Genomic DNA, 25,283 nt, shown 5'->3' with positions numbered 1-25,283 from the left:
AGTACGCCGTCGACTTTACTACAGATGTAGTGACCCGGGTGCGGAGCGCCGGGTAGCGTGATCTCCATGTCCGTAAGCACCTCCGGCGCCTCCGGCGCCTCCCGCGCCGACCTCGTCGCCGACACCGCCCTGGCCCTGCTCGCCGAGCGCGGGATGCGCGGGCTGACCCACCGGGCGGTGGACGAGACGGCCGGCCTGCCGCAGGGCTCGACGTCCAACGTGGCGCGGACCCGGCAGGCGCTGCTGGAGCTGGCGGTGCGTCGCCTCGCCGAGCGTGAGGCCCGGGTGCTGGCACTGGACGAGATGCCCGAGCCGAGCCGGGGCACCGACGCGGTGGTGGACGCACTGGCCCTGGCACTGCACCGCGCCGTGACCCGCCACCGCGACCTCACGCTGGCCCGTTACGAGCTGGCCCTGGAGGCCACCCGCCGACCCGAGCTGCGCATGTCCTACGACACCACCGGCGCCCGCTTCCGCGACCGGCTGACCGCCCTGGTCACCGCGCTGGGCTCACCGGACCCGGACCGCCACGCGCTGTCGCTGGCGGCCTGGGGGGACGGCCTGATGTTCTCGTGTGTGGCCGGCTCCTACGAGCCCCCGCCTCTCGCGGCGGTGCGGCAGGGGCTGCGGGAACTGCTGACGGGCATGCTCGGCAGCTGAAAATCCGCTGGTCCGCCTCCGCCCGCCTGCACGAGGATGCTGGGCATGACGACGCAGCGCCACATCCCCGCAGCCGACGCCGACGAACGCACCATGCTGGAGGGCTGGCTGGAGTACCACCGCCGGACGCTCGCCGTGAAGTGCGAGGACCTGACGGACGCCCAGCTGAGGACCGCGGCCGTCGAGCCCTCCGAGCTGTCCCTCATGGGGCTGGTGCGGCACATGGCGGAGGTGGAGCGGATCTGGTTCCGCAAGGTGCTCGCCGACGACGGCGCCGGGCCGATCTGGTTCAGCGACGAGGACCCCGACGGCGAGTTCCATCTCACCGAGGCCGACACCTGGCAGGAGGCGTACACCGCCTGGCAGTCGGAGATCGACGCCGCCCGGCGCCACGCGGCCGGCTTCGGCCTGTCCGACCTGTCCAAGGGCGTCACCAGGCTGGGCGACGGAGGACCCGTGAGCCTGCGCTGGATCTACACCCACATGATCGAGGAATACGCCCGCCACAACGGCCACGCAGACCTGATCCGCGAGCGGATCGACGGCGCCACCGGCCACTGACGTCAGCCGGGACCCGCGCGGGACCTCCTTACGGGGCGGGAGATCACCCGTGCGGGGCATCCTGCGCCTGTCCGCCGCCCTCTCGCAGCGCGCAGCCAGCAGAGTGACGCGGGTGCATCGAACGACGACCACCGCAACGCTCCTGGTCACCGTGGCTGTCTCGGCCCTCTCCGGCTGTGTGACGGTCCAGCGTCCACCCGCGTCGGGGCCGCCGGCCCCCTCCGTCCGCTCCGCGTCGCCGTCCGTCCCACGGCCGGACGGCGACGCGGAGCAGCGGGTCGTTCAGGCGCCGGCCCGTGAGGCGCTGGAGATGGTCGGACCGTCCCGCCGCCCGGAGCCTGTGAAGCCACCCCGGCCCCACCGACCGGCCCACGCCGAGCCCCCGGCGCCGGCGCGGCCGCAGCACCGGCACCAGCAGACCCCGCACCGCGCTTCCCCGCCGGAACACCGCCGGCCGCAGGCCCGCCGCGGGAAGGTCCCCGACGTCCCGGACGTCGCGCGCCGGAACGCCGACGTGTGCGCCCTGGGCGAGCAGTACGGCGGCTGGCGCCCGGACAGCCCGGAGGCACGGATCTGCAAGCAGACGTACGGCCGCTGAGCCGACGGTTGCGGACGGCGCGGCGGGGTCGGGTCCGGTCGCAGGCCCGCCTCACCTCCCGCCAGGCCCCGGCAGGGCGGCGGGGTCCGGCCCGGACGCAGACGCCCGCCTCACTCCCCCAGCCGCAGCTCCATCCGCCGGATCGCCGCCCGGATCCCGTCGCCGTAGCCGTCGTCGGCGAGGGCGCCGGAGGCGTGGCGGGCGCGGGCGAGGTGGGTGCGGGCGGCGTCGGGGTGGCCGAGGCGGACGTAGTCGGCCGCGAGGTTCAGATGCAGCGAGGGATACAGCGCCCGGGCCGCGGGCGCCCCCTCGTGCCGGTCGAGCCGGTCGCCGGTGAGTTCCTCGGCGGCCGTCAACGCCCTGAGGTCCCAGGCGAGTTCGTCGGCGGGGTCGTCCTGGGTGTCGGCCAGGTAGTGGGCGAGGGTGCAGCGGTGCAACGGGTCGCCGTCCTGACCGATCTCCGCCCACAGGTCGAGGAAGCGGTGCCGGGCCTCCTCGCGGTCCCCGCCGTGGAGCAGCATCACCACCTGACCGATCCGCGTCAGCACGGCGTCCGACGCCGCCTGCTCCTGTCGCTCCGTCACCGCGTCGCCCTCCGTCGGCCGTCCTGCTCCTTGCCCCGACGCTAACGGCCGGCACGGACGATCCCGCTCAGGCGGCACCGGGACGGACCCGCGCGGGCGGTACGGGACACCGCCCCGGCGGCGGGGGGCTTCCTCTCGCGCGACACGGGCGAGCCGCGACACGAGAGGACTCCGTTCGCGTGCCACGGGGCTCACCCGCTCGGCAGTGGGACGACTCCGCTCACGCGACGCGGGCGACCGATCCGGACGGCACGGGACGACACCCCGGGCGGCGCGACGACCCCGCCCGGGCCGGCCCCCCGTGGAGTCGGCCCCGCGGCGGCTCAGACCAGGAGGTTCGGCACCGTCCAGTCGATCGGCTCGTGGCCCTGGCGGGCGACCGCCTCGTTGATCTGGGTGAACGGGCGGGAGCCGAAGAACTTCTTCGCCGACAGCGGGGAGGGGTGCGCACCCTTGACCACCGCGTGCCGGCTCTCGTCGATCAGCGGGAGCTTCTTCTGCGCGTAGTTGCCCCACAGGACGAACACCGCCGGGTCCGGGCGATCGGCCACCGCGCGGATCACCGCGTCGGTGAACTTCTCCCAGCCGCGGCCCTTGTGGGAGTTGGCCTCGCCGCCGCGCACGGTCAGCACCGCGTTGAGCAGCAGCACGCCCTGCTGGGCCCACGGCATCAGATAGCCGTTGTCCGGGACGGGCGTGCCCAGCTCGGCGTGCATCTCCTTGTAGATGTTGCGCAGCGACGGCGGGATCTTCACGCCCGGCCGCACCGAGAAGCACAGGCCGTGGCCCTGCCCCTCGCCGTGGTACGGGTCCTGACCGAGGATCAGGACCTTCACCTGGTCGTAGGGCGTGGCCTCCAGCGCGGCGAAGACCTGCTCGCGCGGCGGGTACACGGGACCGTTCGCCCGCTCCTCCTCGACGAACTCCATCAGCTCCTTGAAGTAGGGCTGCTGCAGTTCCTCGCCCAGAACCCCGCGCCAGGACTCGGGCAGCATGGCGATGTCGGTCACGTCAACGTCCTCAAGATTCGTGCGGTCGCTTCCTGACTCCAGAACCTACCGGCACCCACTGACAACGCCGCCCGCGCGGTCCCTACCAGCTGGTCTTGCGGGACAGCTCCCACATCATCATGATCGTCGACGGGTCCAGCGCGCGCTCCGGGCCGGCGATGTCCTCGCTGGCGGCCACGTACTGCTTGCCCTGCCACAGCGGCAGCAGCCGGGCGTCCTCGACCATGATCTTCTGGGCTTCCTCGAAGTCCTTCACCACGTTGGCGCGGTCGCTCTCACGGCGGGAGCGGGGCAGCAGGATGCCGGTGATCTCGGGCTGCGGGTAGGGCGTGCCGAGGGCGTTCTGGTCGCCGACGAACGGGGCGATGAAGTTCTCCGGGTCCGGGAAGTCGGGGAACCAGCCGCGCCCGAAGACCGGGTACTCGCCCTTCTGGTAGCCCTCGACGTAGGTCTTCCAGGGCCGGCTCTTCAGCGTGATCGTGAACAGCCCGGAGTCGTCGAGCTGCCGCTTGAGTTCCTGGAACTCCAGGGCGGTCTCGGAGCCGTAGCGGTCGCTGGTGTACCAGAGGGTGAGCGGGACGGGCGTGGAGATGTTCGCCTCGGAGAGGATCTTGCGGGCCTTGGCGGTGTCCGGCTCGCCGAAGTCGTCGAAGAAGCCGGTGGTGTGACCGGTGAGGCCCTTCGGGACCATGGAGTACAGCGGGTCGACGGTGTCCTTGTAGATCTTGTGCGCGATGGCCCCGCGGTCGACGACCTGGGCGACGGCCCGGCGCACGGCGGCCTTGCCGGCCCACTTGTCCTTGGGGTTGAACACCAGGTAGTTGATGTCCGCGCCGGTGCTCTCGACCAGCTGCAGGCCGGGCGCGCTCTCCTTGCGCTGGAGGGCCACGATGTCGTCGGCGGCCAGACCCCGGTAGGTGACGTCGATCTGCTTGTCGCGCAGCGCCTTGACCATGACGGCGGAGTCCTGGAAGTAGCGGATCGTCACCGCGGTGTTCTTGCGCTGGGCGTAGCCCTGGTAGTTGTCGTTGCGCTCGAGCCGGGCCTCCTTGCCCTCGTCGTAGGAGGCGAGGGTGTAGGGGCCGGAGCCGAAGACCTTGCCGTCGTCCCGCAGCTTGTCGGCCGGGTAGTCGTCCGGGTCGACGATCGACATGGCCGGGGTGGCCAGCACGAACGGGAACGTGGCGTCTGACTTGTTGAGGTGGAAGACCACCTCGTCCGCGCCGGTGGCCTCGACGCTCTGCAGGCTGCCGAGGAGTCCCGCGGGGCCGCCGGGGACGTCGATCCGCCGGATGCGCTCGATGGAGTAGGCGACCGCCTTGGCGTCGAGGGCGTCACCGTCGGCGAACTTCATCCCGGACCGCAGCCGGCAGCGGTAGGTGCGGTTGGAGCTGTCGGTGAACGAGCACTCCTCGGCGGCGTCCGGCTGGGGCGTGGTCGCGCCGTTCGGGTAGGCGAGCAGCGTCTGGTAGATGTTCCGGAACAGCTCCCACGAGCCGTCCCAGGAAGCCGCCGGGTCGAGGGTGCTGGGGGCGCTCGTCGTGCCCACGACGATGGGTCCCGCGTCCTTGGAATCGTCTCCCGACAGCAGGCCGCAGCCGGACATCAGGGACGTTATGGAAGCGATCGCCGCCACTTGCCGCAGGCATCGGTTCCGGTTGAACACGCGCACGCTCCTCGATCTGCCATGCCAAGGTCGGCAGACCATACCGCAGTGCGACGGGTGTTGAACCAGGTTCGTTCGTCATGTGAACACACTGTTGATGACAGCGTTGTCCTTGGCCCCGGAACACGCCCTTTGCGTACACGGGCGCCGTTTCCGTCAAGAGTGCGACGGTAACGGCGCCCGAATCGTCATACGGCGCCGGGGACGGCGGGCGTCAGGCGACGCCGGCGTTCAGGAACAGCCCGCCGTCGACGACGAGGGTCTGACCGGTGATCCAGTCGGACTGCTCCGAGGTCAGGAACGCGGCCGTGCCACCGATGTCGGAGGGCACGCCGAGCCGCTTCAGCGGGTAGGCCGCGGCGGCCTCCTCCTCGCGGCCCTCGTACAGCGCCTGGGCGAACTTGGTCTTCACCACGGCCGGGGCGATCGCGTTGACCCGCACCTTCGGCGCGAACTCGTGCGCGAGCTGGATGGTCAGGTTGACCATCGCGGCCTTGCTGATGCCGTACGCGCCGATGAACGGCGAGGGGGCGAGGCCCGCGACGGAGGCGATGTTGACGATCGCACCGCCGTTGTCCTTCTGCCAGGCGTGCCAGGTGCGCTGGGCGAAGCCGAGCGCCGAGACGACGTTGGTCTCGAACACCTTGCGGGCGACGTTCAGGTCGAGGTCGGCGATGGGGCCGAAGACCGGGTTGGTGCCGGCGTTGTTGATCAGGTGGTCGACGCGGCCGAAGGCCTCCATCGTGCGCTCGACGGCCTCGGCCTGGTGGGCCTCGTCGTGCGCCTTTCCGGCGACGCCGATGACCCGGTCGGCGCCGAGCTTCTCGACGGCCTCCTTCAGGGCGTCCTCGCCCCGGCCGGTGATGCAGACCCGGTCACCGCGGGCGACGAGCGCCTCGGCGATGCCGTAGCCGATGCCGCGGCTGGCGCCGGTGACGAGGGCGACCTTGCCCGACAGCTCGGGGAGTTCCACGGAAGTCATGTGCGCTTCCCCTTAGTTGAGCGGTCCGCCGGCGACGTACAGGACCTGGCCGGAGACGAAGCCGGCCGCCTCGCCCGTGAAGAAGGCGACGGCGTTGGCGATGTCCTCGGGCTCACCGACGCGCGCCACCGGGATCTGGGTGGCGGCCGCGGCCTTGAAGTCCTCGAAGCCCATCCCGACGCGGTCGGCGGTGGCCTTGGTCATCTCGGTGGCGATGAAGCCGGGGGCGACGGCGTTGGCGGTGATGCCGAACTTGCCGAGCTCCTTGGCGAGGGTCTTGGTGAAGCCCTGCAGGCCGGCCTTGGCGGCGGCGTAGTTGGCCTGGCCGCGGTTGCCGAGGGCGGAGGACGACGACAGGTTCACGATCCGGCCGAAGCCCGCGTCGACCATGTGCTTCTGCACGGCGCGGGACATCAGGAAGGAGCCGCGCAGGTGCACGTTCATGACGGTGTCCCAGTCGGCGACGCTCATCTTGAACAGCAGGTTGTCGCGCAGCACGCCCGCGTTGTTGACCAGGATCGTCGGCGCGCCGAGCTCTTCGACGACGCGCGCGATCGCCGCCTCGACCTGGGCCTCGTCCGAGACGTCCGCGCCGACGGCGATGGCCCTGCCGCCCGCCGCGGTGATCTTCTCGACGGTGTCCTTGCAGGCGGCCTCGTCGAGGTCGATCACCGCGACCGCACGGCCTTCGGCGGCCAGTCGTACGGCGGTGGCGGCGCCGATGCCGCGCGCGGCACCGGTGACTACGGCGACCCGCTGCTCAGTGGTGGACATTGCTGTTTCTCCTCGCCCTCGAGAAAACCTGAACGCCTGCGGCTCAGTGTTGCTCCTACGGTACGCCCGTCAGGTGAGCGACCGCTTAGTACCTTCGGCAGGGCTGACGCTAGAAGCGTTGGCACCCGGTGTCAACGGCACACCGGCGCGGTGTGATCCATTACCTGATCGCCGGCCTGTGCCGACGCGCCGGAACACCCGTTCGGCCGACGGCCGCGCGCCGCCGGAGCGCCGCGCCCCTAGCGTCGAAGCGCGAGCCAACCGTGCCCGGAAAGGAGGCGCTTCATGCGCCGCAGCACCGGAGCCGTCGGCACCCTGATCGCGATAGCCGCGCTCATGCCGCTGGCCGACCCCGCTCATGCGCAGGACCTGGACTGCCGCGACTTCCGCTTCCAGGAGGACGCCCAAGCCGTCCTCGACGCCGACCGCAGCGATCCGAACCGGCTCGACGAGGACCAGGGCCCGGACGACGGCATCGCCTGCGAGGCGCTGCCGCGGCGGTCGCAGGGCCTCACGTCCTCGACCTCGAGGCCCGTCACACCCGTGCCGGTCACACCCGCGCCCGTCGTCCCGACCCGGGGCGTGCAGGGCGGACTGGGCGGCGGCTCCAGCGCCGGGCCCACGGACTGGGACATCGCGATCGGACTGACCTTCGTCACCGCCGCGGTGCTGGGCACCGGGTACGTGGTGAAGCGCCGCCGCGGCTGAGGCGGCGGCGCAGGTGGGGGCATGGGCGGACGCGCTGCCGGTCGAGCCGGTCCGCACCGGACCGCGCTCAGCCACCGGACGCAGCGCGACGGTCCTTGACCGCCGCGCGTGCCGCGCTCACGCCACCGGACGCGGAGCCGACAGCTCCCGGACCCGCCCGGACCGCGCTCAGGTCACCGGACGCGGCGTCACGGTCCCGTGCGATGCGGGCCGGGGCCGGTCCACCGGCGGTCTGGAGGCGTGCCACAGCGGCCGCGGGTCGGCGCCGGGTCAGCGCACCAGCAACTCCAGCAGCCGTTCCGTCTCCGCCGCCGGGTCGGTGGTGAGGCCGGTGTGGACCGGGCCCGGCTGGACCACCGTGGAGCGCGGGGCGATCAGCCAGCGGAAGCGGCGGCCGGCGTCGTCACCGGCGGCCTGGCCCGCGCCGGTCCCGCCGGCGCAGACCGCCTCCACGGCTCGCAGCGCGGCCCGCACGCCGGCCACGTCCGCGTCGGGGTCCAGGGCGAGCAGCCGCGCCTCGTCGAGGTGCGTACGGGCACCGACGTAGGCCCGGGCGCGGCAGTAGACGAGCACGCCGGCGTTGATGCACTCGCCGCGCTCGACCCGCGGCACGACACGCAGCAGGGCGTACTCGTAGACGTCCCGGCCGCCGCCCTGCCCGGCCCGGATGATGTGGCGCTCGGCGAGCCCGCCGGCCATGTGGATGTGCTGCTCGCTCACTTTTCCGCCTCGCTTCCCGTCGCGTGCCGCTCGCTCACTCGTCCCCCTCGATCCCCGTGACGCGTTCGTGGATGACGGCGGCCCGGGCCAGCAGCGGGCGGACGTAGGCGCGGCGCAGGTCGTCGGGGTCGTCGAAGCCGGGCTCGCCGGTCAGCCAGGCGTCGGGCACCTCGGCGGTGACCTCGGCGAGCAGGTCCTCGGTGACGAGTGGCGCCAGCTCGGCGGCGGCGCCCGCGAGGTCGGGGGCGAAGCCGCGCAGGGCGTGGTCGCCGGCGTCGTACGGACGCGCGGCGGAGGTCTCGGCGCCGGGCCAGTTGTGGTGCCAGATCATGGTGGCGCCGTGGTCGATGAGCCACAGCTCGCCCCGCCGCACGAGCAGGTTCGGGTTGCGCCAGGACCGGTCGACGTTGTTGATCAGGGCGTCGAACCAGATGATCCGCCCCGCCTCCTCGGAGGTGACCGCGAAGGCGAGCGGGTCGAAGCCGAGCGCGCCGGAGAGGAAGTCCATGCCGAGGTTGGTGCCGCCGCTGGCGCGCAGCAGCCCCTGCACCTCGGCGTCCGGCTCGCCGAGGCCCAGCACCGGGTCGAGGTCGAGGGCGACCAGGCGCGGCACGCGGAAGCCCAGTCGGCGGGCGAGTTCGCCGCACACGACCTCGGCGACGAGCGTCTTGCGCCCCTGCCCGGCCCCGGTGAACTTCATGACGTAGGTCCCGAAGTCGTCGGCCTCGACGAGTCCCGGCAGCGAGCCGCCCTCCCGCAGGGGGGTGATGTAGCGGGTCGCGGTGACTTCCTTGAGCATCGCCCCAGGTTACTTGGGTCCTTGCGGTGAACCGCCGGTCCCCCGGCGCCGTATTGGGAGGCAGATCTCCAGGCAGTCAGCGAAGGGATGTCGGCATGACCAGCGAATCGCTCCAGGGCACCTCGGGCCCCACCCGCCGTACGGTCGTCGCCGTGGTCGGCGCGGCCGGGGCCTCGGTCGCGCTGAGCGCGTGCGGCTCGGGCGACTCGGGCGGCGGCACCACGGCCGCGAAGTCGGGAACGGTACTGGCGAAGACCTCGGACATCCCCGAGGGCGGCGGGAAGATCCTCCCCGAGCATCAGGTGGTGGTCACCCAGCCGACGGCGGGTTCGTTCAAGGCGTTCTCGTCCAAGTGCACCCACCAGGGCTGCGCGGTCAGCGGCGTGCGGGACGGCGTCATCAGCTGCCCCTGCCACCACAGCGAGTTCTCCATCGCCGACGGCAGCGTGAAGAAGTCTCCGGCGACGCGACCGCTGCCTGAGGTGCGGATCACCGTGTCCGGGAACGACATCACCCTCGCATGACGTCCGGCCGCACGCGGCAAGCCGCCATTGCGCGGTCGGGGGGAACGACCCATGATTCCCGACGTCATGTCAGGCGAGCGGAGGGGGCCGGATGACCGCCACACAGCGCCGGGGCCGGAAGATCATGATGACGCCCGGGGAGCTGGACGCGTTCCTCGCCGAGCAGCGCACCTGCCGGGTGGCCACCGTGTCGGCCGACGGCGCGCCGCACGTGAGCGCCCTGTGGTTCCTGTGGGACGGCACGGCGCTGTGGCTGTACTCGGTGGTGCGCAGCAGGCGGTGGGCCGACCTGCGCCGCGACCCGCGGGTGGCGGTCGCGGTCGACACCGGCGAGGAGTACGGCGAGCTGCGCGGCGTCGAGCTGTCCGGCGCGGTGGAGAGGGTGGGCGAGGTGCCGCGCACCGGGGAGCTGTGCGCCGAACTCGACGCGGTGGAGACGCGGTTCGCGCGCAAGTACTTCGACCTGGACATGCTGCCGCACGACGGCCGCCACGCCTGGCTGAAGCTCGTCCCGGAGAAGGTCGTCTCCTGGGACTTCCGCAAGCTCACTCCGTAGTGGCCGCGGGCCCACCCCCCACGTGCTCGGCCGCCGCCCGCAGAGCCGCGACCGCCGCGCGGATCGAGGGGCGGCGATCGGCGTCCGCGCGCCAGACGACGTACACATGACGGCGGACACGCTGCTTGAGGGGCACTGTCACGACGCCCTCGGGCACCGGGTGCCGTCCGAGCAGCGGCGCGATGCAGACGCCGAGGCCGGCGGCGACCAGGCCGAGCTGAGTGTGCGTCTCACCGGCGCGGTGTCCGACGATCGGCTCGACGCCGCGCGAGCGCAGCGTGTACATCAGCCACTCGTGGCAGAACTCGCCCTCGCCCCAGGTGATCCACTCGTCCTCGGCGAACTCGCCGAGGTCCACCTCGGCGCGGTCGGCCAGCGGATGTCCGGCGGGCATGGCGACGTCGGCGGGGTCGTCCAGGACGGATGCCTTGACCAGCCCGTCGGGCAGCGGCATCGGCTTGTTGTACCAGTCGAGGGCGACGGCGAGGTCGAGGTCGCCGCGCACCACGGCCCGGATGCCGGCCTCGGGTTCCAGCTCGCAGGAGCGGATCCGGAGGGCCGGATGCCGCGCGCGCAGGGCGGCGAGGGCGGCGGGGAAGAGGCCGCGCGCGGCCGTCGGGAACGCCGACAGCCGCAGCTCGCCGGCCACCTGACCGCGCTGCGCCTCCAGGTCGGACTGGGCGAGCTGGACCTGGGAGAGGATGCGCGCGGCATGCTCCGCGAGCAGCCGCCCGGCGTCGGTGAGCCGGACGCCGCGCCCGTGCTTGGCGAGCAGTTGCTGACCGCACTCGCGCTCCAGCTTGGCGAGCTGCTGGGACACGGCGGAGGTGGTGATGTGCAGGCCCTCGGCGGCGCCGCTGACCGAGCCGTGCCGGGCGACGGCGTCCAGGGTGCGCAGGCGCTCGAGGTTCAGCACGGCAGGGCTCCTTCGGCGAGGGACAACGCGTTAGCAATGCTACGAGGTACCGGGTGTGAATTCTCGATTGTGCTACGAGATCCTCGTCCCGCAAGGTTGCCTGCATGAGCACCGTCTCCGTCACCCGCCCCCGCTCTCGTACCGGCGGCGCCCCCGAGCCCCGCTCCCCCCGCTTCGGCTGGCGGCTGCGCTTCGCCGCATTGTCGCTGATCTGGGGTTTCAGCTTCCTGCTCATCAAGGTCGGCACGCAGGGCTACGCCCCCTTCCAGGTCACCCTGGGCCGGCTGGTGTTCGGAACGGCGGTGCTCGCCGCGGCGATGGCGGTGCGGCGCGAGCGCCTCCCGCGCGGGCCGCGCACCTGGGCGCATCTGACCGTTGCCGCCTTCCTGCTGAACGCGCTGCCCTTCTCGCTCTTCGCCTACGCGGAGCTGACCATCCCGTCCACGCTGGCCGGCATCTGCAACGCCACGTCACCGCTGTGGGGCATGGCGCTGTCACTGGTCGCGCTGTCCGAGGACCGCCCGACGCGCCTGCGCGTGGCGGGGCTCGGCATCGGCTTCCTCGGCGTGCTGACCGTCCTCGGCGCCTGGCAGGGCTTCAGCGGCCTGGACGCCAAGGGCACGGCGCTGGCCCTGCTGGCGTCCTTCAGCTACCCGGTCGGCTGGATCTACGTCCGCCGCACGCTGGCCGGAAGCAGTCACTCGAACCTCTCGCTGACCGGCGCCCAGCTGCTGCTGGCCACGCTGCAACTGGCCGTCGTCACCCCGCTGTTCACCGGCGTGCCGACGCACGTCGCCGCGCTCCCCCTGCTCGCGGTCGCGGCCCTGGGAGCCCTCGGCACGGGCCTGGCGGTACTGATCCAGTACGGCCTGGTCGCCGAGGTCGGCCCGACGACGGCCCAGATGGTCACGTACTTCATCCCGGTCATCGCCACGGCGGCGGGCGTCGCCCTGCTGGACGAATCCCTGCGCTGGTCCACCCCGGCGGGCGCGGCGATCGTCCTGGCGGGAGCGGCGCTGACGCAGGCGCGCTCGAGACGCTGAGCGGAACGCGAGCACATCACGCAGGGCGGGACGGGACCACGCGTCACGCAGGGCGGGACCAGCGTCACGCGGAGACGGGACCCGCATCACGCAGGGCGGGACCGCACGTCACGCAGGGCGGGACCCGCGTCACGCAGGGACGGGGCCCGCATCACTCAGGGCGGGGCGAGACCCACGCCCCGGCCGCCCCCGGCCGCCCCCGGCGCCGCCCGCGCCCGCACCGGCCGCCCCACTCCGCCCCCCTCCCGCGCCCGCACCGGCCGCCTCATCCCGCCTCGCCGGCGCCTCAGACCGGCCGTCCGACTCCGCCCGCCCCCAGAGCCGTGGCGATCGCCGTCGCCTCAGACCGGCCGTCCGACTCCGCCCGCCCCCAGAGCCGTGGCGATCGCCGTCGCCAGTGCGGCGGCCTCTCCCTCCGGCAGGGTCGAGACCGTCACACGGATGCCCGGCGCCGCGCCCATCCGGAACCGCGCGCCGGGTGCGACCGCCCAGCCGGCCTGCAGGAGCCGGGCGACGGCGCCGGTCTCGTCGGGGACCGGGATCCACACGTTCAGCCCGCTGCGCCCGTGCGCGCGCACGCCCCGCTCGGCGAGCGCGCCGATGAGCGCGTCCCGGCGGCGGCCGTACGCGGCCGCCACGGCCGGCACGTCCACCGCGCCCTCGGCCCACAGCCGGGCCACCGCCCGTTGCGTGATCCGGCTGACCCAGCCGGGCCCGAGCAGCTGCCGCCCGCGCACCCGGTCGAGGGTGACGTCGTCGCCGGTGAGCACGGCGAGCCGGAGGTCGGGTCCGTAGGCCTTGGCGGCCGAGCGGACGAAGGCCCAGTACCGGGTGACCCCGGCCAGGGGATGCAGCGGCAGGTCGACGATCGCGTGTCCGTGGTCGTCCTCGATGAGCAGCGTCTCGGGGTACTCGCGCAGGACCGCCCGCAGGGCACGCGCGCGTGCGGCGCTCACCGCGGCACCCGTGGGATTCTGCGCGCGGTCGGTGACGATCACCGCGCGGGCACCGGCCGCCAGCGCGCCGCGTACGTCCTCGGGCAGCGGCCCTTCGTCGTCGACGCGGACCGGCGCGGTGCGCAGTCCCAGCGCCGGCACGAGGTCGAGGAGGCTGCCCCAGCCGGGATCCTCGACGGCGACCGTGTCCCCGGGCTTCAGGTGCGCCGCGAGCACGCGCTCGACGGCGTCCAGCGAGCCGGAGCAGACCGCCAGCGGACCGTCCGGCACCCCGTCGGCACGCAGTGCGTCGCACGCCGACGACTCCAGTTCGGGCTCGACGGGAGCGGCGCCGTAGAGGACCGGGTCCCGGTCGCTCTGGGCCGCGGCCGCGGCGAAGGCGGGAGCGAGCGGCGGCAGCAGCGCGGGGTCCGGGTTGCCGTTGGTCAGGTCGCGCACCCCCTCGGGGATGTCCACACCGATGTACTCGCGCCCCGTCGTGGCCGGCCGGGGCCGCACCCGGCTGCCGCGGCGACCGGCGGTCTCGATGACCCCCCGCTCGCGCAGGGTGCGGTACGCGGCCGCGACCGTGTTCGGGTTGACGCCGAGCCGCACCGCCAACTCCCGCATGGGCGGCAGGAGTTCGCCCGGCGTCAGCGCCCCGGCGGCCACCGCGCGCTCGACATCGGCGGCAATCTCTGCTGCACGCCGCCCGCTGATCGGATATTCTCCTAGCACAAACCTCATTATGCACTAGTGCAATACAGATCGCCAGTACGACGACGCCACCTCAGGGAGAGCGCCATGCAGGGGACCACGACCACACCGGCCACCACCTACGCCCCGACCGACCGCACCGTCCCCACCCGCTCGGCCGAACGCGCCCGCTACGACGCGGAACTGGTGCACGCGATACTCGACGAGGGCTACGTCTGCCACCTCGGCTTCGTCCGCGACGGCGCGCCCGTGGTGTTGCCGACGCTGTACGCCCGGGTCGGCGACCGGCTCTATGTGCACGGCTCGACCGGCTCGCGCCCGCTGCGGATGGCCGGCCAGGCCGACCCGGGGCTCGCGGTGTGCCTGACCGTCACCCACGTCGACGGGCTGGTGCTGGCCCGGTCCGCCTTCCACCACTCGATCAACTACCGCTCCGTCGTGGTGCACGGCATCGCCCATGACGTCACCGACGCCGAGGAGAAGCGGCTCGCGCTCGACGCCCTGGTCGACCATGTCGTCCCGGGCCGCGCCGCGGACTCCCGGCCGGCCAACAAGAAGGAACTGGCCGCCACCGCCGTGATCCGCCTCGACCTGACCGAGGTCTCCGCCAAGCTGCGCACCGGAGGCGTCAACGACGAGCCGGAGGACCTCGCCCTTCCCCACTGGGCCGGCGTGGTCCCCGTGCGCAAGGTCTACGACGCCCCCCTCGCCGACCCCCAGCTCGCCCCCGGCACGCAGCTCCCGGACTACCTGACGGCCCTGTGACGCCGGCCCAGCGGTTGCCCCCATCGCCTACGACGCCGACCACGCCGAGGTGGTCAGGCACCCGGCCCGTCCCGACCCGCCCCTGACAGGCGCCGGCCGACGCACCGCCCGGCCTTTTCCAGCCGGAGGGCGGCTCGACCCCGGCGGCTGTGGGCGGGGCGCCGTACGGGCGGCTGCTGTCCGGGATCCGCGGCATCGGCTGGAGGTGACCGGCGTCCGCGCGAAGTTCGGGTACGCCGGTCACCGCCCGGCCGAGACGCGGGACCGGATCGCGGCCGGGCTCGCCGACCGCAGGGGGGCCGCGGGACCCGGCAGCCCATGAGCACCTGCTGCGCCGCCCTACCGCCTGAGCGGCAGGCGTAGGCCGGTCCCCCGCACCACTGAGTCGCAGGAGTCGGCCGGTCCCCGCACGGCTCGGGCAGCCGGTCAGGCCGGCGCCGGCGTCCGGGCCTCCGCGAGCGCCAGCCCGGTGACCGAGGCCAGCATCAGGACCGTGCCTGCGCAGGTCGCGGCCGTGAGCCGTTCGCCGAGGAGGGCCACGGCGAGCACGGCCGCGCTCACCGGCTCCAGCAGCATGATCACGGACACCGTCGCCGACCGGACCACCGCGGCGCCCGCGAAGTACAGGGCGTAGGCCAGGGCGGTCGGCACGGCGGCGATGTACACCAGCAGCCACACCGTCCGCACGGGGTCGGCGGTGTGCGGGATCAGGCCGTCGGCCAGGGCGAAGGGCAGCAGGCACAGGCTGGTGACCGTGAACGCCCCGACGGACGTACTGGCGGCGTCCGCGCCGCCGTCGCGCCCCCACCGGCGGGTCAGCAGCGTCATCGTGCTGTAGCCCGCGGCGGACAGCAGCGCCAGGCCGACGCCGTACGGCCGGACCGTCGCCGCTCCCCCGCCGAGTACCAGGACGCCGAGCCCGGCGAGCGCGCCGGCCACCGCCGCCAGGCCGCCGCCGCCGAGCCGCTCGCCCAGGGTCAGCCGGGCGCCGAGCGCGATCAGGACGGGGCCGGCGCCGAGCGTGACGACGGTCGCCACGGCGAGGCCGGTGGCGGAGACGGCGGCGAAGTACGCCGTCTGGAACACCGCGAGCCCGACGCCCGTGGCCCCGGCCCGCAGCAGCCTGCGGCGCAGCGGTCCGGGGGTCGCGGCCGCCGCCGGACGGGGGCCGAAGCGGCGGGCGGCCAGCAGCAGGACGAGTCCGGCGGCGCAGCGCCAGAAGGACAGGGTGACGGCGCTCATGTCGCTGGTCCGGTAGACCAGGGAGGCGGCCGCGCCGGCAGTGCCCCAGGCGGCACCGGCGACGATCAGATAGAGCAGGCCTCGCCCGACGGGCAGGCCGGAAGCAGGAGTGGACACGCGTTCTCTCCGCAGAAGGCAGAAGGTCGTGGAAGGATCCCGTCCGTGCGGGATCCGCTGACGTCTTCTGCGGGCAGCACCGTTCGGCCCGGCGACGCGCGCCGGGCGTACTTCACCGGATGGCCCGCCTCAGGCGGCCGGAGGCGGAAGAACGAGTGCGTCCGAAGGCATGACCGGCACCTTATGCGGCCGTTCCGCGGGCCGACAACTCCCTTTCCGCGCCGCCGGCGGCCACCGGCTCCCCCGAGCCCTTGGCGGGCGTGGCGGACTGGGCGATGAACGCGCCGACCAGGACCACCGCGCCGCCGGCGATCTGTGGCGCGGACAAGTGTTCGCCGAGCAGCACCCAGGCCAGCACGGTCGCGATGACCGCCTCCAGACAGGCCACCACGCCGGCCACCTGCGGGGACAGCCGGCGCACCGAGAGCACCCCGGTGACGTAGGCGACGACCGTGGCGAGCAGGACGATCCAGGCCAGCAGCAGCCAGGCCGCGACGGGCGAGCCGTCCATGCGGGCGGTGTGCGCGAGCACGGACCAGTCCATGCCCCATGGGCGGGCCACCACGGTGAGCACGACGGCGCCGATGAGCAGGCCGTAGGCGATGACACCGAGCGGGTCGGGCGCGTCGGCACCGGAGTCGCTGCCCTGGTCGGACAGGACGAAGTAACCGACCTGGCAGCAGGCGGCGCCGAGCGCGAGCAGCAGGCCGAGGACGTCGAAGCTCAGCCCCGACCACACCTCGACGACGCAGGCGAGGCCGCCGACGGCGAGGACCACGCCGAGCGCCGCGGCCCGCGTCACCGGCCGCCGCTGCACGAACCGCACCCAGCCCAGCACCAGCGCCGGGGCGAGGTACTCGATGAGCAGGGCGACCCCGACCGGGATCCGGGACAGCGCGGCGAAGTAGAACGCCTGGACGCCGGCGACGGCGAGCAGTCCGAACCCGGCGAGCAGCACCGGGCGGCGGCGCAGCAGCGCGCGATGCCGGACGGCGAGCGGCAGCATCACCAGAGCCGCGCCCGTCACCCGCAGCCACACCACGTCCAGCGGGTCGAGCCCCGCCTCGATCAGCGGTTTGGCCGCGACGCCGGATCCGCCGAAGGCGAGGGCCGATGCGAGGGCGAGTGACAGCCCGGCGCCCTTGCCGCGGTTGCCCTGAATGCTTCCAGACGTATGCACCGGCACATGATGACAGGGCCCGACAGGAGCGTCATCCTCTATGGCTGCTGTCTCACCGGCTGGACGAGGCGCCGTCTCCGGACGGTTCCCGGCCGAGGCGCGCGGACAGCTCCCGGGCGTCGATCCCGGCGTGGTCGAGCACCTGGACGGCGCGCGCCTCGGGGTCCGCGACGAGCGCGGCGAGCAGGTCGACGCCGCGGGCCGGGCGTCCGTCCCGCGCGGCGCGCTCCTCGGTCCGCGTCAGGGCGAGCGCCGCCAGCGGAGAGCAGCCCTCGGCCGGGCCCGCCGCGGGCAGCGCGCCGGACTCCTCCACGGCGGCCTGCCAGCGCAGCCCGTAGCCGATGCTGCGCTGGACGAGATAGCCGAGCAGCCGGGCGACCTGCGCCGCCTCGAACACTGCGCGCACGCCGGGGTCGGACTCCAGCAGGGAGTGCAGCAGGTGGGCGGTGTCGATGTGCCGGTCCCCGTCCCGTACCGCCCGGCGCCGGGCACCGGCGACCACCGCGGCCAGCTCTGCGCCCGACGGGACATCGTTGTCGTCACGGCGAACGCCCGGGTCACGGCCGGCTTGCTGGGGTATACGCGGGTGCACGTCTCCTACCCCATCAGTCCCGAGCGGTGCCCGCATCCACGGCGCGAAGCATTTGTGCGTCCCACGAGGAGTGGACCGGGCCGGCCGGAATCTCCTCCTTGAGGATGAGATCACGCCGTTCCCCCACGAGGAGCGCGCGCCGCCTTGCTTTGCGCCCCCCGAGGGCAACCACCCCGCCCCCTGGTTCGTCCAACACGGACATGGAGAGCGAGTGCTGGCTGGTGGCCCTGCCGGCCGTCGACGGCCGGCAGTACGTGTACCGGGTCTACGCCCCGCAGGACGCGCTGCTCGCCGACCTGTTCTGGGAGGCCTGGCACTGCCACGACGAGGGTCCCTTCCCGCGGGCGTGGGACCTTTTCGACGCGGCGCACATACAGCGGGTCGGCTGAGCGGGCAGGCGGAGGCCCCCACCGGTCATGACCATGCGGACACACGAAGGCGCCCCGCGCGTCACCGCGCGGGGCGCCTTCACCGCCGTACCGCTCAGTCCTCGTCGGCGAGGATCAGGTACAGCTTCTTGCGGGCGTCGTTGAGGACGGCCAGCGCCTTGTCGCGCTGCTCCTTCGTGCCGGTCTTCCAGACCTGGCCGAAGGCCTCCATGAGGCCGACGCCGGCCTGGCGGATCTCGCCGAGCGCCTCGAAGTCGATCCCTCGGGAGGCCTCTTCCCAGGGGGCCTCCGGGCCCGCTTCGGCCGCCGTCCGGCCCTCCTCGGTGAGCGAGAAGAGCTTCTTGCCGCCCTCCGACTCACTGCTGATCAGCCCCTCGTCCTCCAGCAGCTGGAGGGTGGGGTACACCGAGCCGGGGCTCGGCTTCCAGGCACCGCCACTGCGTTCGGCGATCTCCTGGATCATCTCGTAGCCGTGCATCGGCCGGTCCTTGAGCAGGGCCAGGATCGAGGCCCGTACGTCACCGCGCCGGGCCCTTCCGCGCGGTCCGCCGCGCCCTCGCCCGCCCCAGGGGCCGTGTCCGCCGAAGCCGGGACCGCCGGGGCCGAAGCCGGGCCCACCCGGACCGAAGGGACCGAAGGCCGCGCGCCGGCCGTCACCGCCGAAGCCGCCGAAGCCGCGCTCCGGGCCACGCCCGGGGCCGCCGTGCCGATGTCCGTGCTCGAAACCGTGGGTACGCATCGCGATCACTCTCCATTCCATCATCATTCGATCGTTGATCCTTCGCGATGCTTCAACGATATATCGGAACAGTTCGCATGACAAGACCCTTCGCAGTGGACGGGGCGACGCTCCCCCGGAACGCGAAAGCGGCGAGGGCCGGACCGCGTGCAGGCGGTCCGGCCCTCGGACGAGCGGCGTGGGGGCGGTCAGCCGTTGAACCAGCCGTTCAGGTCGGCGATGACCTGCACGCCGCCCGTGTGGTTGGTGAAGGTGATCCTGCCGTCGACGACCGGGACGACCACCAGGTTGGAGATCGTCTTCCCAGCCGTGTAGTTGAGGTTCGACACCCCGGGTTGCGGGCGGCCGTGCGGGTGGACGATCAGGAAGCTGCCCGCGGTCGGCGCCGCGGCCGTCACGTTCAGGACGACGGCCGTGACGCCCTCGCCGGGAACGCCCGCCACACCCGTGACCCGCAGGCTCACCACACCGCCGGGACCGACCGCCCCGGCGCGGGCGCCCAGACCGCTGCGGGTGTCGAGCAGCCGCACCGGCTCGGCGGCGGTGAACGCGGCGCCGGTGGCGGAGTAGTAGCCCGTGACGTCGGCGAGCAGATCGACCGCGCCCGCGCTGTTGCGCAGCGCCACCGAGCCGTTCACCACCGGTACGACCACCAGGTTGGGCAGGGTCTCCCCGGCCGTGTAGTTGATGTTCGACGCGGTCGGGACGGCCTGGCCGTCCGGGTGGACGGTGACGAAGCCGTTCGCGGTGGGAGCTACGGCCGTGACGTTCATGACGACCGCGGTCACCCCCGTCGCGGGCACCCCGCGCACGCCGGCGACCTTCAGCTTCAGCGTGCCGCCCGCGCCGACGCGGGCCTTGGGCGCGCCGATGCCGGAACGGGTGTCCAGGAAACGCGTCGGGTCGATCGGCGTCAGGTGGGAACCCGTGCCCTGCGCGGCCGTGTAGTAGCCGGCCACGTCGGCGACGACGTCGACCGTGCCCGCGCTGTTGCGCAGGTCCACGGTGCCGTTGCTCACGGCCACCGTCACCAGGTTGGAAAGGGTCTTCCCCGCCGTGTAGTTGAGGCTGGAAGCCGACGGCACGGGGCGGCCGTCGGGGTGGACGGTGAGGAAGCCGTTGCTGGTCGGAGCGACAGCCGTCACGTTCATGACGACCGCGGTCACCCCGGTGGCGGGGATGCCGCCCGCGCCGGCGACCTTCAGCTTCACCGTGCCGCCCGCGCCGACGCGGGCCTTGGGCGCGCCGGTGCCGGAACGGGTGTCCAGGAAGCGCTTCGGCGTGATCGGGACGAACCTGCCGGGCGTCGTGGCCGCGGCCTCCGTCACTGTGTAGGCGTCCGGCAGGTAGCCGGGGGAGCGGGTGCCGCTCGTGTAGCCGGGGCTGTCGGCCAGCAGATCGTAGCGGCCCGGCGGCAGGTCACGCGTGCTCAGCAGCACGGTCAGCGAGGTGCCGCCCGGCCCGACGGAAACCGCCGGGTTCATCCGGTACTCGCTCCTCGTCTCGCTGTTGCGCAGTTCGATCTCGGTGCCGAGCGTCAGCCCGGAGCCGTACAGCACGACCGGGTGCGCCGTCCCGGCGGCTCCGCTCGTGCTGCTCAGCCGGGACACGTCGGCATGGGGCACGGAGCCCCCGCAGCCCGACTTGCACACGCCCTGCATCGAGTACTCGTACGGCGCCGCGGCGTTTCCGGCGCCCAGGACGAGCACGTACTGTCCAGTGGGCGCGTAGCTGTCGGTCAGGCAGTGGAACCGGAACTCGCCGTAACTGCCGGAGCACTGGTACGAGTAGTCGGGGGGCCCGGCGAACGCGGTCGGCGCCAGCAGGCTCATCGACGGCATGTCCGTGCCCTGCGAGCTGTCCGCGCCGTACACGTCGAAGGACAGGTTCGGCTTCATGTCGAGCACGGCGCAGTAGGCCGTGGCGGACTCCGTCAGAACCCCGCTGCGCGGCGCGAAGCCCGCCGGGGACACGGTGTTCGCCGTGCACTCCGGCGCCCAGCCGGCCGCGGTGCCGATCCGCCAGGTGTCCAGGTAGGCGGTGATCGGCGTGGTGTCGTATCCGTTCGCCAGGGCGAAGACGAGGTACGACGTGGAACCGCTGACCCGGCAGGTGCCGGCGGTGCCCGGTGCGCGGCACAGGACCGTCCCCGAGCCGTCGACGACCCCGAGGGACGCGCCCGTGCGGTAGGCCGCGTCCGGGGTGCGCACGGACAGCCACAGTTTGTCCGTGGCCGCCGCCGTCACCCGCAGGCAGGTGCTGTCGAGATCACCGTGGAAGGTGTACGCGGTCGAGGGTCCGCCGACGACCAGCGACTTCGGAGCCGTGCACCGGGCCGTCGCGGAGATGTCCCGGCGGACCAGCTTGTACGTGTCGGTCGCGTAGCCGTTGTTGGTCAGCAGGGCCGTGTACACGGCACCGCTGGTGAAGCGGCAGGTGGCCGTGGAAGAGGCGAAGGTGGCGCACACCTGGTTGCCGGCGGTGTCGTGGATCGCCAGCGACGCGTTGACCCGGTTGCTGTCGTTCGTGTAGTCGAGCATCTCGGCGGTGGAGTGCGCGTCGGCCGCGAGGGCCAGGCATGCGGTCTGCCCGGGCTCGAGGGCGGCCTGGGCGCCGAAGTGGTCACCGTAGGAGGACTGCGCCCACGCCGTGCAGCCCGCGGCCTCGCCGGTGCGCTGGACGGCCAGCCGGTACGTGCCGGCCGCCCGCGCGGACAGCACCGCGTGGAACGGTGCGGTGCCGGTCAGCTTGCAGACCGTCGGCGCGCCGTCGTTGGCGCACTGGGCGGCGCCCTCGGCGTCGAAGACCCGCACGGCCGGGTGGACGCCGTCCGGCGTTCCCTGGTCGACGAGGTAGACACCCCGGCCGGAGCCGGTGGGCAGCCCCAGGCACAGCGTCTGTCCGGCGCCGGTGAAGGTGCCGGTCGCCGGGCCGGACGCGAAGCCGTCGTCGCGCACCGTCGCACAGCCCTGCCCTTGAGAGGTCGGGTAGAACCAGACGCCGTACGCGTCGGTCCCGGTGCTGCTGCGGCCGTCCCGGGCCCAGGTGTAGTCGCCGGCGGTCAGCCGGCAGGTCGTGGTCGTCTCGGAGACGCAGACCGGTGTGCCGTCCTCGCGGTGCAGCCGGCCGTCGGCTCCGGTCGCGGTGTCGCCGTCAGCCCTGAGCGCGCCGAACAGGTAGGGCCCGGGGGTCCGGACCCGCAGGATGCGACAGCGCGCGGCCGAACCGGTGTCCGGGACCGTGCCGTACGCCTGCGGCTCGACGGCCGGGCAGCCGGCCGGGTGGGACAGCCGGGCCAGGGTGACCGTGTTGCTGTCGTCGGCGGCACCGGACCGCTCGTTCGCAAGGACGCGGAACGGCGCCTCGCCCTTCAGCGCGCAGTCGAGGTCCGTCGTGTCGCCGGTGCGGGTGTCGCAGACCTGCGTGCCGTCGGCGTCGTACACCGTCGCGTGCACGGGCCAGTGGGCCACGTGCAGGCGCAGCGTCTCGCCGGCCGCCGTCGGCAGGTCGTAGCAGACGCCGGCGGCACCGGCTGCGAGGCCACCCGCCAGAACGGCCGGCGCGCCGAGAGCCGTGTCAACCTCCGTCACCGCGGTGCAGGAGGTGTCCGACAGCAGCGGCCTGTACGCCACGGAAAACCCGCCGCCGGCGCTCCAGGAACTGCTGACGCTGAGCGTGTGGGCACCGGCCTGCTTCGTCGGGCAGCGCCGTATCCCGTAGGAGTCGTCGGGCTGGTCGCAGGTGACGGTGCCGCCGTCGGGCGCGGTCAGCGAGACGTCCGCGGGATAGCCCTGCGCGTCGACGACCTGGACGAACACAAGGTCGCCGGCGCGGGGCACGTCGAGCGCGTAGCTCGCGCCGCCTGCGGGCAGGGCGGAGCAGGTGTGGACGGCGTCGGGCGCGATGGGCCCGGAACAGACGTCGGAGAGGCCGCCCTCGCCGATGTCGTCACGGATCTGGCGGGCGGCGAGGAGATGCGAGTCGGCGGCCGCGGCCGGCTTGGGTGCCGCTTTGGGCTTCTGGGCCGACTTGGACGTCTGGACCGACTCGGGTGCCGTCTTGGACGTCCGGGCCGGCGTCGGCGTGGGTGCGGCGGCCGCCGAGGCGGCGCCGACGGGTCCGAGTACGGAAGCAACGACGGCGACGATCAGCGCGAAGACCGCGCCGACGCGCGGTCTTCTCCCCTGTTTCCGCGTGTACTCGTGTGTCAAGTGGCCCCCCCTTGGGACAGCTGCGTCAGAAAAGCACCGCAGTCTACGGTGATCCGATCATGCGTTCCCCTCGGTTTCCCGGCGGCCGTCGGGCCGTTGACGCAGCTGCTGCTCCGCGGGACGCCGACCGGTCCAGCGGCGTCCGATTGGCCTTGGTCGGCGCCTTCCGCGGAGCACTACCGTCGGGTCATGCGCATTCGAATCGTCGACGCCTTCACCGACCGCCCCTTCGCCGGCAACCCGGCCGGTGTGCTCCTGCTCGACTCGTTCCCGGACGACGACTGGCTGCAGAACGTGGCCCTGGAGGTCAACCACGCCGAGACCGCGTTCGCCCACCGCTTGCCCGAGGGCGACGAGGCCGACTGGGCGCTGCGCTGGTTCACCCCGGCCGCCGAGGTCGCGATGTGCGGCCACGCGACCCTCGCCACCGCACACGTCCTGCACACCACCGGCGCTCACGAGGGCCCGGTACGGTTCGCCACCCGCAGCGGCGTCCTCATCGCCACCCCTCGCGAGGACGGCTCGATCACGCTGGACTTCCCCACCGCCCCGCTCACCCCCGTCGAGGTCCCGGCCGGGGTCGCCGAGGCCCTCGGCGCGGAGCCGCGCGCCGCTCTCGACACCGGGCCGAACGTCGGCGACCTCCTGGTCGAGCTCGCCGACGAGAAGACCGTGCACGGTCTCACCCCGGACCACAAGGCCCTGTCCGCCTTCTCCGAGCGGGGCATCATCGCCACCGCCCCCGCCGAGGACCCGGCGCGCGGCTACGACTTCGTCTCGCGCTGCTTCTTCCCCAACGTCGGCATCGACGAGGACCCGGTCACCGGCAGCGCCCACACCGCCCTGGCACCGTTCTGGGCCGAGCGCTTCGGCCGCCCGGACCTCATCGGGCTGCAGGCGTCGCCCCGCTCCGGCCGCGTGCGTACCGAGGTGCGCGGCGAGCGCACGCTGCTGAGCGGCCGGGCGGTCACGGTGATCGAGGGTGACCTGCTCACCCGGCCGTGACGCCGTGCTGCCGGCGGTTCACACCGTCGGCAGCCAGCCCACCTTGCCGGCCAGCAGCGCGTAGCCCACGAACGCCCCGATGTCGAGCAGGGAGTGCGCCACGACCAGGGGGCCGACCCGGCCCCAGCGGCGGTACAGCCAGACGAAGACGACGCCCATCACCATGTTCCCGATGAAGCCGCCGATGCCCTGGTAGAGGTGGTAGGAGCCGCGCAGCACGGAGCTGGCGACCAGCGCGGTGCCGGGTGTCCAGCCCAGCTGCCGCAGCCGGCGCAGCAGATAGCCGACGACGATGACCTCTTCGAGGACCGCGTTCTGCACGGCGGACAGGATCAGCACGGGGTACTTCCACCACACGTCGGGCAGCGCCTCGGGCACCACGGTGAGGTTGAAGCCGAGGCCACGGGCGGCCAGGTAGAAGGCGATGCCGGTGCTGCCGATCACCGCGGCGATCGCGGCGCCCCGGCCGAGGTCGGGCCAGGGGCGGGAGCGGTCGAAGCCGAGGGTGCGCAGGCTGCCGCCCTCCCGCAGCAGCAGGTGGGCGACGAGCGCCACCGGCACCAGCGCGGTGGCGATGCCGAACAGCTGCCAGGCGAGGTCCAGCCAGGGGCGGCCCGGCGCGGCGGAGGCGTTGAGCGTGGCGGCCTGCTCCTTCAAACCGCCTGGCTTGGTCACCGAACCGACAAAGCTGATCAGCGCGGACACTCCGCTCGCACCGAGCGAGAGCCCGAGGACGAGCAGCGTCTCGTCACGGAAGATCCGTCGCGAGAGCCGCTGTTCGGGAAAAGTCTCGGTCACCTGACCCGCCTCCGCCTGCACACCGTGGGAGGTCACAGCATGCCGGATCACGACGAGGCGAAGTCCCTCGGCCCCCGATGCGGGGCGCGTCCGAGAGCGGAGTCCGCCGGCCCGCGCCGCTCTGCGGGTCCGGCGGCACAGGCCGTCGGCCCATTGCGATGGACGTCCGGCAGCGCAGTCCGTTCGGCCCCTGATGCGATCCGCGTCGGGCCGCGCAGTCCGTTCGGCCCCCGATGGGGGGCACGTCCGGCGCCCGACTGCGGCGGCCACGCGTCGCGCTGCGGATCCGGCGGCGAAGCGCATCGGCCCCCACTGCGATGCGCATCCGGCAGCCCAGTCCGTTCGGCCCCCGATGCGATCCGCGTCGGGCCGCGGAATCCGTTCGGCCCCCGATGCGGGGCACGTCCGGCGCCCGACTGCGGCGGCCACGCGTCGCGCTGCGGATCCGGCGGCGAAGCGCATCGGCCCCCACTGCGATGCGCATCCGGCAGC

General features: G+C 73.3%; 25 protein-coding genes and 1 pseudogene. 11 read left to right on the top strand and 15 right to left on the bottom strand.

Annotated features, from left to right (window positions below; all coding sequences use genetic code 11):
* Window positions 1–66: 66 nt before the first annotated feature.
* From ACZ67Q_RS27010 to ACZ67Q_RS27000, 3 genes are all read left to right on the top strand, one after another.
* A complete protein-coding gene (locus ACZ67Q_RS27010; RefSeq protein WP_471186941.1) occupies window positions 67–660 on the top strand; it encodes a TetR/AcrR family transcriptional regulator in 594 nt (197 codons plus the stop codon).
* Window positions 661–705: 45 nt separating this feature from the next.
* Entirely contained in the window at window positions 706–1,221 is a 516-nt protein-coding gene (locus ACZ67Q_RS27005) for a DinB family protein (RefSeq protein ID WP_471186938.1), read from the top strand.
* A gap of 112 nt (window positions 1,222–1,333) precedes the next feature.
* Window positions 1,334–1,819: a hypothetical protein gene (locus ACZ67Q_RS27000; RefSeq protein WP_471186935.1), complete on the top strand. Its 486-nt coding sequence runs from the start codon at window positions 1,334–1,336 to the stop codon at window positions 1,817–1,819.
* 110 nt (window positions 1,820–1,929) lie between these two features.
* Here the strand turns inward: ACZ67Q_RS27000 and ACZ67Q_RS26995 are convergent, their stop codons facing one another.
* The 5 genes from ACZ67Q_RS26995 to fabG all read right to left on the bottom strand — a co-directional run bounded on the left by ACZ67Q_RS26995 (window position 1,930) and on the right by fabG (window position 6,835).
* Complete coding sequence (locus tag ACZ67Q_RS26995; protein ID WP_471186933.1) at window positions 1,930–2,403, bottom strand: hypothetical protein; 474 nt, start codon at window positions 2,401–2,403, stop codon at window positions 1,930–1,932.
* Between the two features lie 323 nt (window positions 2,404–2,726).
* Window positions 2,727–3,413, bottom strand: coding sequence for a uracil-DNA glycosylase (gene ung, locus ACZ67Q_RS26990; RefSeq protein ID WP_471186930.1), 687 nt, complete (start codon window positions 3,411–3,413; stop codon window positions 2,727–2,729).
* An 82-nt stretch (window positions 3,414–3,495) separates the two neighbouring features.
* On the bottom strand, window positions 3,496–5,121 hold the full coding sequence (locus ACZ67Q_RS26985) for an ABC transporter substrate-binding protein (protein ID WP_471186927.1): 1,626 nt from the start codon (window positions 5,119–5,121) through the stop codon (window positions 3,496–3,498).
* A 172-nt stretch (window positions 5,122–5,293) separates the two neighbouring features.
* Window positions 5,294–6,061: an SDR family oxidoreductase gene (locus tag ACZ67Q_RS26980; RefSeq protein ID WP_471186924.1), complete on the bottom strand. Its 768-nt coding sequence runs from the start codon at window positions 6,059–6,061 to the stop codon at window positions 5,294–5,296.
* Window positions 6,062–6,073: 12 nt separating this feature from the next.
* Entirely contained in the window at window positions 6,074–6,835 is a 762-nt protein-coding gene (fabG, locus tag ACZ67Q_RS26975) for a 3-oxoacyl-ACP reductase FabG (RefSeq protein WP_471186922.1), read from the bottom strand.
* 285 nt (window positions 6,836–7,120) lie between these two features.
* Between fabG and ACZ67Q_RS26970 the strand changes: the two genes are divergently transcribed.
* A complete protein-coding gene (locus ACZ67Q_RS26970; RefSeq protein ID WP_471186919.1) occupies window positions 7,121–7,543 on the top strand; it encodes an excalibur calcium-binding protein in 423 nt (140 codons plus the stop codon).
* Between the two features lie 270 nt (window positions 7,544–7,813).
* Here ACZ67Q_RS26970 and ACZ67Q_RS26965 read toward each other — a convergent pair whose 3' ends face one another.
* Window positions 7,814–8,263: a DUF3037 domain-containing protein gene (locus tag ACZ67Q_RS26965; RefSeq protein ID WP_471186916.1), complete on the bottom strand. Its 450-nt coding sequence runs from the start codon at window positions 8,261–8,263 to the stop codon at window positions 7,814–7,816.
* 34 nt (window positions 8,264–8,297) lie between these two features.
* Entirely contained in the window at window positions 8,298–9,062 is a 765-nt protein-coding gene (locus tag ACZ67Q_RS26960) for a HipA family kinase (protein ID WP_471186913.1), read from the bottom strand.
* A gap of 95 nt (window positions 9,063–9,157) precedes the next feature.
* On the opposite strand from ACZ67Q_RS26960, the gene ACZ67Q_RS26955 reads away from it, so the two are divergent.
* Together ACZ67Q_RS26955 and ACZ67Q_RS26950 are read left to right on the top strand one after the other, a co-directional pair.
* Window positions 9,158–9,586, top strand: a complete 429-nt coding sequence (locus ACZ67Q_RS26955) for a Rieske (2Fe-2S) protein (protein ID WP_471186910.1) — start codon at window positions 9,158–9,160, stop codon at window positions 9,584–9,586.
* 91 nt (window positions 9,587–9,677) lie between these two features.
* A complete protein-coding gene (locus ACZ67Q_RS26950) occupies window positions 9,678–10,142 on the top strand; it encodes a pyridoxamine 5'-phosphate oxidase family protein (protein WP_471186908.1) in 465 nt (154 codons plus the stop codon).
* Here the strand turns inward: ACZ67Q_RS26950 and ACZ67Q_RS26945 are convergent.
* A complete protein-coding gene (locus ACZ67Q_RS26945; protein WP_471186905.1) occupies window positions 10,132–11,058 on the bottom strand; it encodes a LysR family transcriptional regulator in 927 nt (308 codons plus the stop codon). The genes ACZ67Q_RS26950 and ACZ67Q_RS26945 overlap by 11 nt on opposite strands.
* A 104-nt stretch (window positions 11,059–11,162) precedes the next feature.
* Here ACZ67Q_RS26945 and ACZ67Q_RS26940 point away from each other — a divergent pair, with 104 nt between their 5' ends.
* Window positions 11,163–12,101, top strand: coding sequence for a DMT family transporter (locus ACZ67Q_RS26940; protein ID WP_471186902.1), 939 nt, complete (start codon window positions 11,163–11,165; stop codon window positions 12,099–12,101).
* 341 nt (window positions 12,102–12,442) lie between these two features.
* Here the strand turns inward: ACZ67Q_RS26940 and ACZ67Q_RS26935 are convergent, their stop codons facing one another.
* Window positions 12,443–13,774, bottom strand: a complete 1,332-nt coding sequence (locus tag ACZ67Q_RS26935; RefSeq protein WP_471186899.1) for an aminotransferase class I/II-fold pyridoxal phosphate-dependent enzyme — start codon at window positions 13,772–13,774, stop codon at window positions 12,443–12,445.
* A gap of 66 nt (window positions 13,775–13,840) precedes the next feature.
* Between ACZ67Q_RS26935 and ACZ67Q_RS26930 the strand changes: the two genes are divergently transcribed.
* Both ACZ67Q_RS26930 and ACZ67Q_RS26925 read left to right on the top strand, forming a co-directional pair.
* The gene (locus ACZ67Q_RS26930) at window positions 13,841–14,518 is read left to right on the top strand and encodes a pyridoxamine 5'-phosphate oxidase family protein (protein WP_471186896.1); all 678 of its coding nucleotides are present in this window, start codon (window positions 13,841–13,843) and stop codon (window positions 14,516–14,518) included.
* Between the two features lie 110 nt (window positions 14,519–14,628).
* Window positions 14,629–14,868 (top strand): annotated as a pseudogene (locus tag ACZ67Q_RS26925) (FMN-binding negative transcriptional regulator); the annotation flags it as partial.
* 76 nt (window positions 14,869–14,944) lie between these two features.
* Here ACZ67Q_RS26925 and ACZ67Q_RS26920 read toward each other — a convergent pair.
* The 3 genes from ACZ67Q_RS26920 to ACZ67Q_RS26910 form a co-directional block, all read right to left on the bottom strand.
* A complete protein-coding gene (locus ACZ67Q_RS26920; protein ID WP_471186893.1) occupies window positions 14,945–15,877 on the bottom strand; it encodes a DMT family transporter in 933 nt (310 codons plus the stop codon).
* Window positions 15,878–16,058: 181 nt separating this feature from the next.
* Complete coding sequence (locus ACZ67Q_RS26915; RefSeq protein ID WP_471186891.1) at window positions 16,059–17,063, bottom strand: EamA family transporter; 1,005 nt, start codon at window positions 17,061–17,063, stop codon at window positions 16,059–16,061.
* A gap of 46 nt (window positions 17,064–17,109) precedes the next feature.
* Window positions 17,110–17,649: a hypothetical protein gene (locus tag ACZ67Q_RS26910; protein ID WP_471186888.1), complete on the bottom strand. Its 540-nt coding sequence runs from the start codon at window positions 17,647–17,649 to the stop codon at window positions 17,110–17,112.
* Between the two features lie 200 nt (window positions 17,650–17,849).
* Between ACZ67Q_RS26910 and ACZ67Q_RS26905 the strand changes: the two genes are divergently transcribed.
* Window positions 17,850–18,038, top strand: a complete 189-nt coding sequence (locus ACZ67Q_RS26905; protein WP_471186885.1) for a hypothetical protein — start codon at window positions 17,850–17,852, stop codon at window positions 18,036–18,038.
* Window positions 18,039–18,132: 94 nt separating this feature from the next.
* On the opposite strand, the gene ACZ67Q_RS26900 is transcribed toward ACZ67Q_RS26905, so the two are convergent.
* On the bottom strand, window positions 18,133–18,777 hold the full coding sequence (locus tag ACZ67Q_RS26900) for a PadR family transcriptional regulator (RefSeq protein ID WP_471186882.1): 645 nt from the start codon (window positions 18,775–18,777) through the stop codon (window positions 18,133–18,135).
* 188 nt (window positions 18,778–18,965) lie between these two features.
* On the bottom strand, window positions 18,966–22,988 hold the full coding sequence (locus ACZ67Q_RS26895; RefSeq protein ID WP_471186879.1) for a hypothetical protein: 4,023 nt from the start codon (window positions 22,986–22,988) through the stop codon (window positions 18,966–18,968).
* Window positions 22,989–23,177: 189 nt separating this feature from the next.
* On the opposite strand from ACZ67Q_RS26895, the gene ACZ67Q_RS26890 reads away from it, so the two are divergent.
* Window positions 23,178–23,993, top strand: a complete 816-nt coding sequence (locus tag ACZ67Q_RS26890; protein ID WP_471186876.1) for a PhzF family phenazine biosynthesis protein — start codon at window positions 23,178–23,180, stop codon at window positions 23,991–23,993.
* Window positions 23,994–24,011: 18 nt separating this feature from the next.
* On the opposite strand, the gene ACZ67Q_RS26885 is transcribed toward ACZ67Q_RS26890, so the two are convergent.
* Window positions 24,012–24,812, bottom strand: coding sequence for a CPBP family intramembrane glutamic endopeptidase (locus ACZ67Q_RS26885; RefSeq protein ID WP_471187510.1), 801 nt, complete (start codon window positions 24,810–24,812; stop codon window positions 24,012–24,014).
* Window positions 24,813–25,283: the final 471 nt, after the last annotated feature.

This window comes from Streptomyces sp. NPDC036813 (assembly GCF_055609245.1).
The sequence above is the reverse complement of the archived record's forward strand: the minus strand, read 5'-3'. Positions and strand labels throughout refer to the sequence as shown.

Coding starts and splice junctions, on each gene's coding strand:
- ACZ67Q_RS27010 (WP_471186941.1), top strand. CDS start 67: ATGTCCGTAAGCACCTCCGGCGCCTCCGGCGCCTCCCGCGCCGACCTC.
- ACZ67Q_RS27005 (WP_471186938.1), top strand. CDS start 706: ATGACGACGCAGCGCCACATCCCCGCAGCCGACGCCGACGAACGCACC.
- ACZ67Q_RS26985 (WP_471186927.1), bottom strand. CDS start 5,121: ATGGTCTGCCGACCTTGGCATGGCAGATCGAGGAGCGTGCGCGTGTTC.
- ACZ67Q_RS26980 (WP_471186924.1), bottom strand. CDS start 6,061: ATGACTTCCGTGGAACTCCCCGAGCTGTCGGGCAAGGTCGCCCTCGTC.
- fabG (WP_471186922.1), bottom strand. CDS start 6,835: ATGTCCACCACTGAGCAGCGGGTCGCCGTAGTCACCGGTGCCGCGCGC.
- ACZ67Q_RS26970 (WP_471186919.1), top strand. CDS start 7,121: ATGCGCCGCAGCACCGGAGCCGTCGGCACCCTGATCGCGATAGCCGCG.
- ACZ67Q_RS26960 (WP_471186913.1), bottom strand. CDS start 9,062: ATGCTCAAGGAAGTCACCGCGACCCGCTACATCACCCCCCTGCGGGAG.
- ACZ67Q_RS26955 (WP_471186910.1), top strand. CDS start 9,158: ATGACCAGCGAATCGCTCCAGGGCACCTCGGGCCCCACCCGCCGTACG.
- ACZ67Q_RS26950 (WP_471186908.1), top strand. CDS start 9,678: ATGACCGCCACACAGCGCCGGGGCCGGAAGATCATGATGACGCCCGGG.
- ACZ67Q_RS26940 (WP_471186902.1), top strand. CDS start 11,163: ATGAGCACCGTCTCCGTCACCCGCCCCCGCTCTCGTACCGGCGGCGCC.
- ACZ67Q_RS26930 (WP_471186896.1), top strand. CDS start 13,841: ATGCAGGGGACCACGACCACACCGGCCACCACCTACGCCCCGACCGAC.
- ACZ67Q_RS26905 (WP_471186885.1), top strand. CDS start 17,850: ATGGAGAGCGAGTGCTGGCTGGTGGCCCTGCCGGCCGTCGACGGCCGG.
- ACZ67Q_RS26900 (WP_471186882.1), bottom strand. CDS start 18,777: ATGCGTACCCACGGTTTCGAGCACGGACATCGGCACGGCGGCCCCGGG.
- ACZ67Q_RS26890 (WP_471186876.1), top strand. CDS start 23,178: ATGCGCATTCGAATCGTCGACGCCTTCACCGACCGCCCCTTCGCCGGC.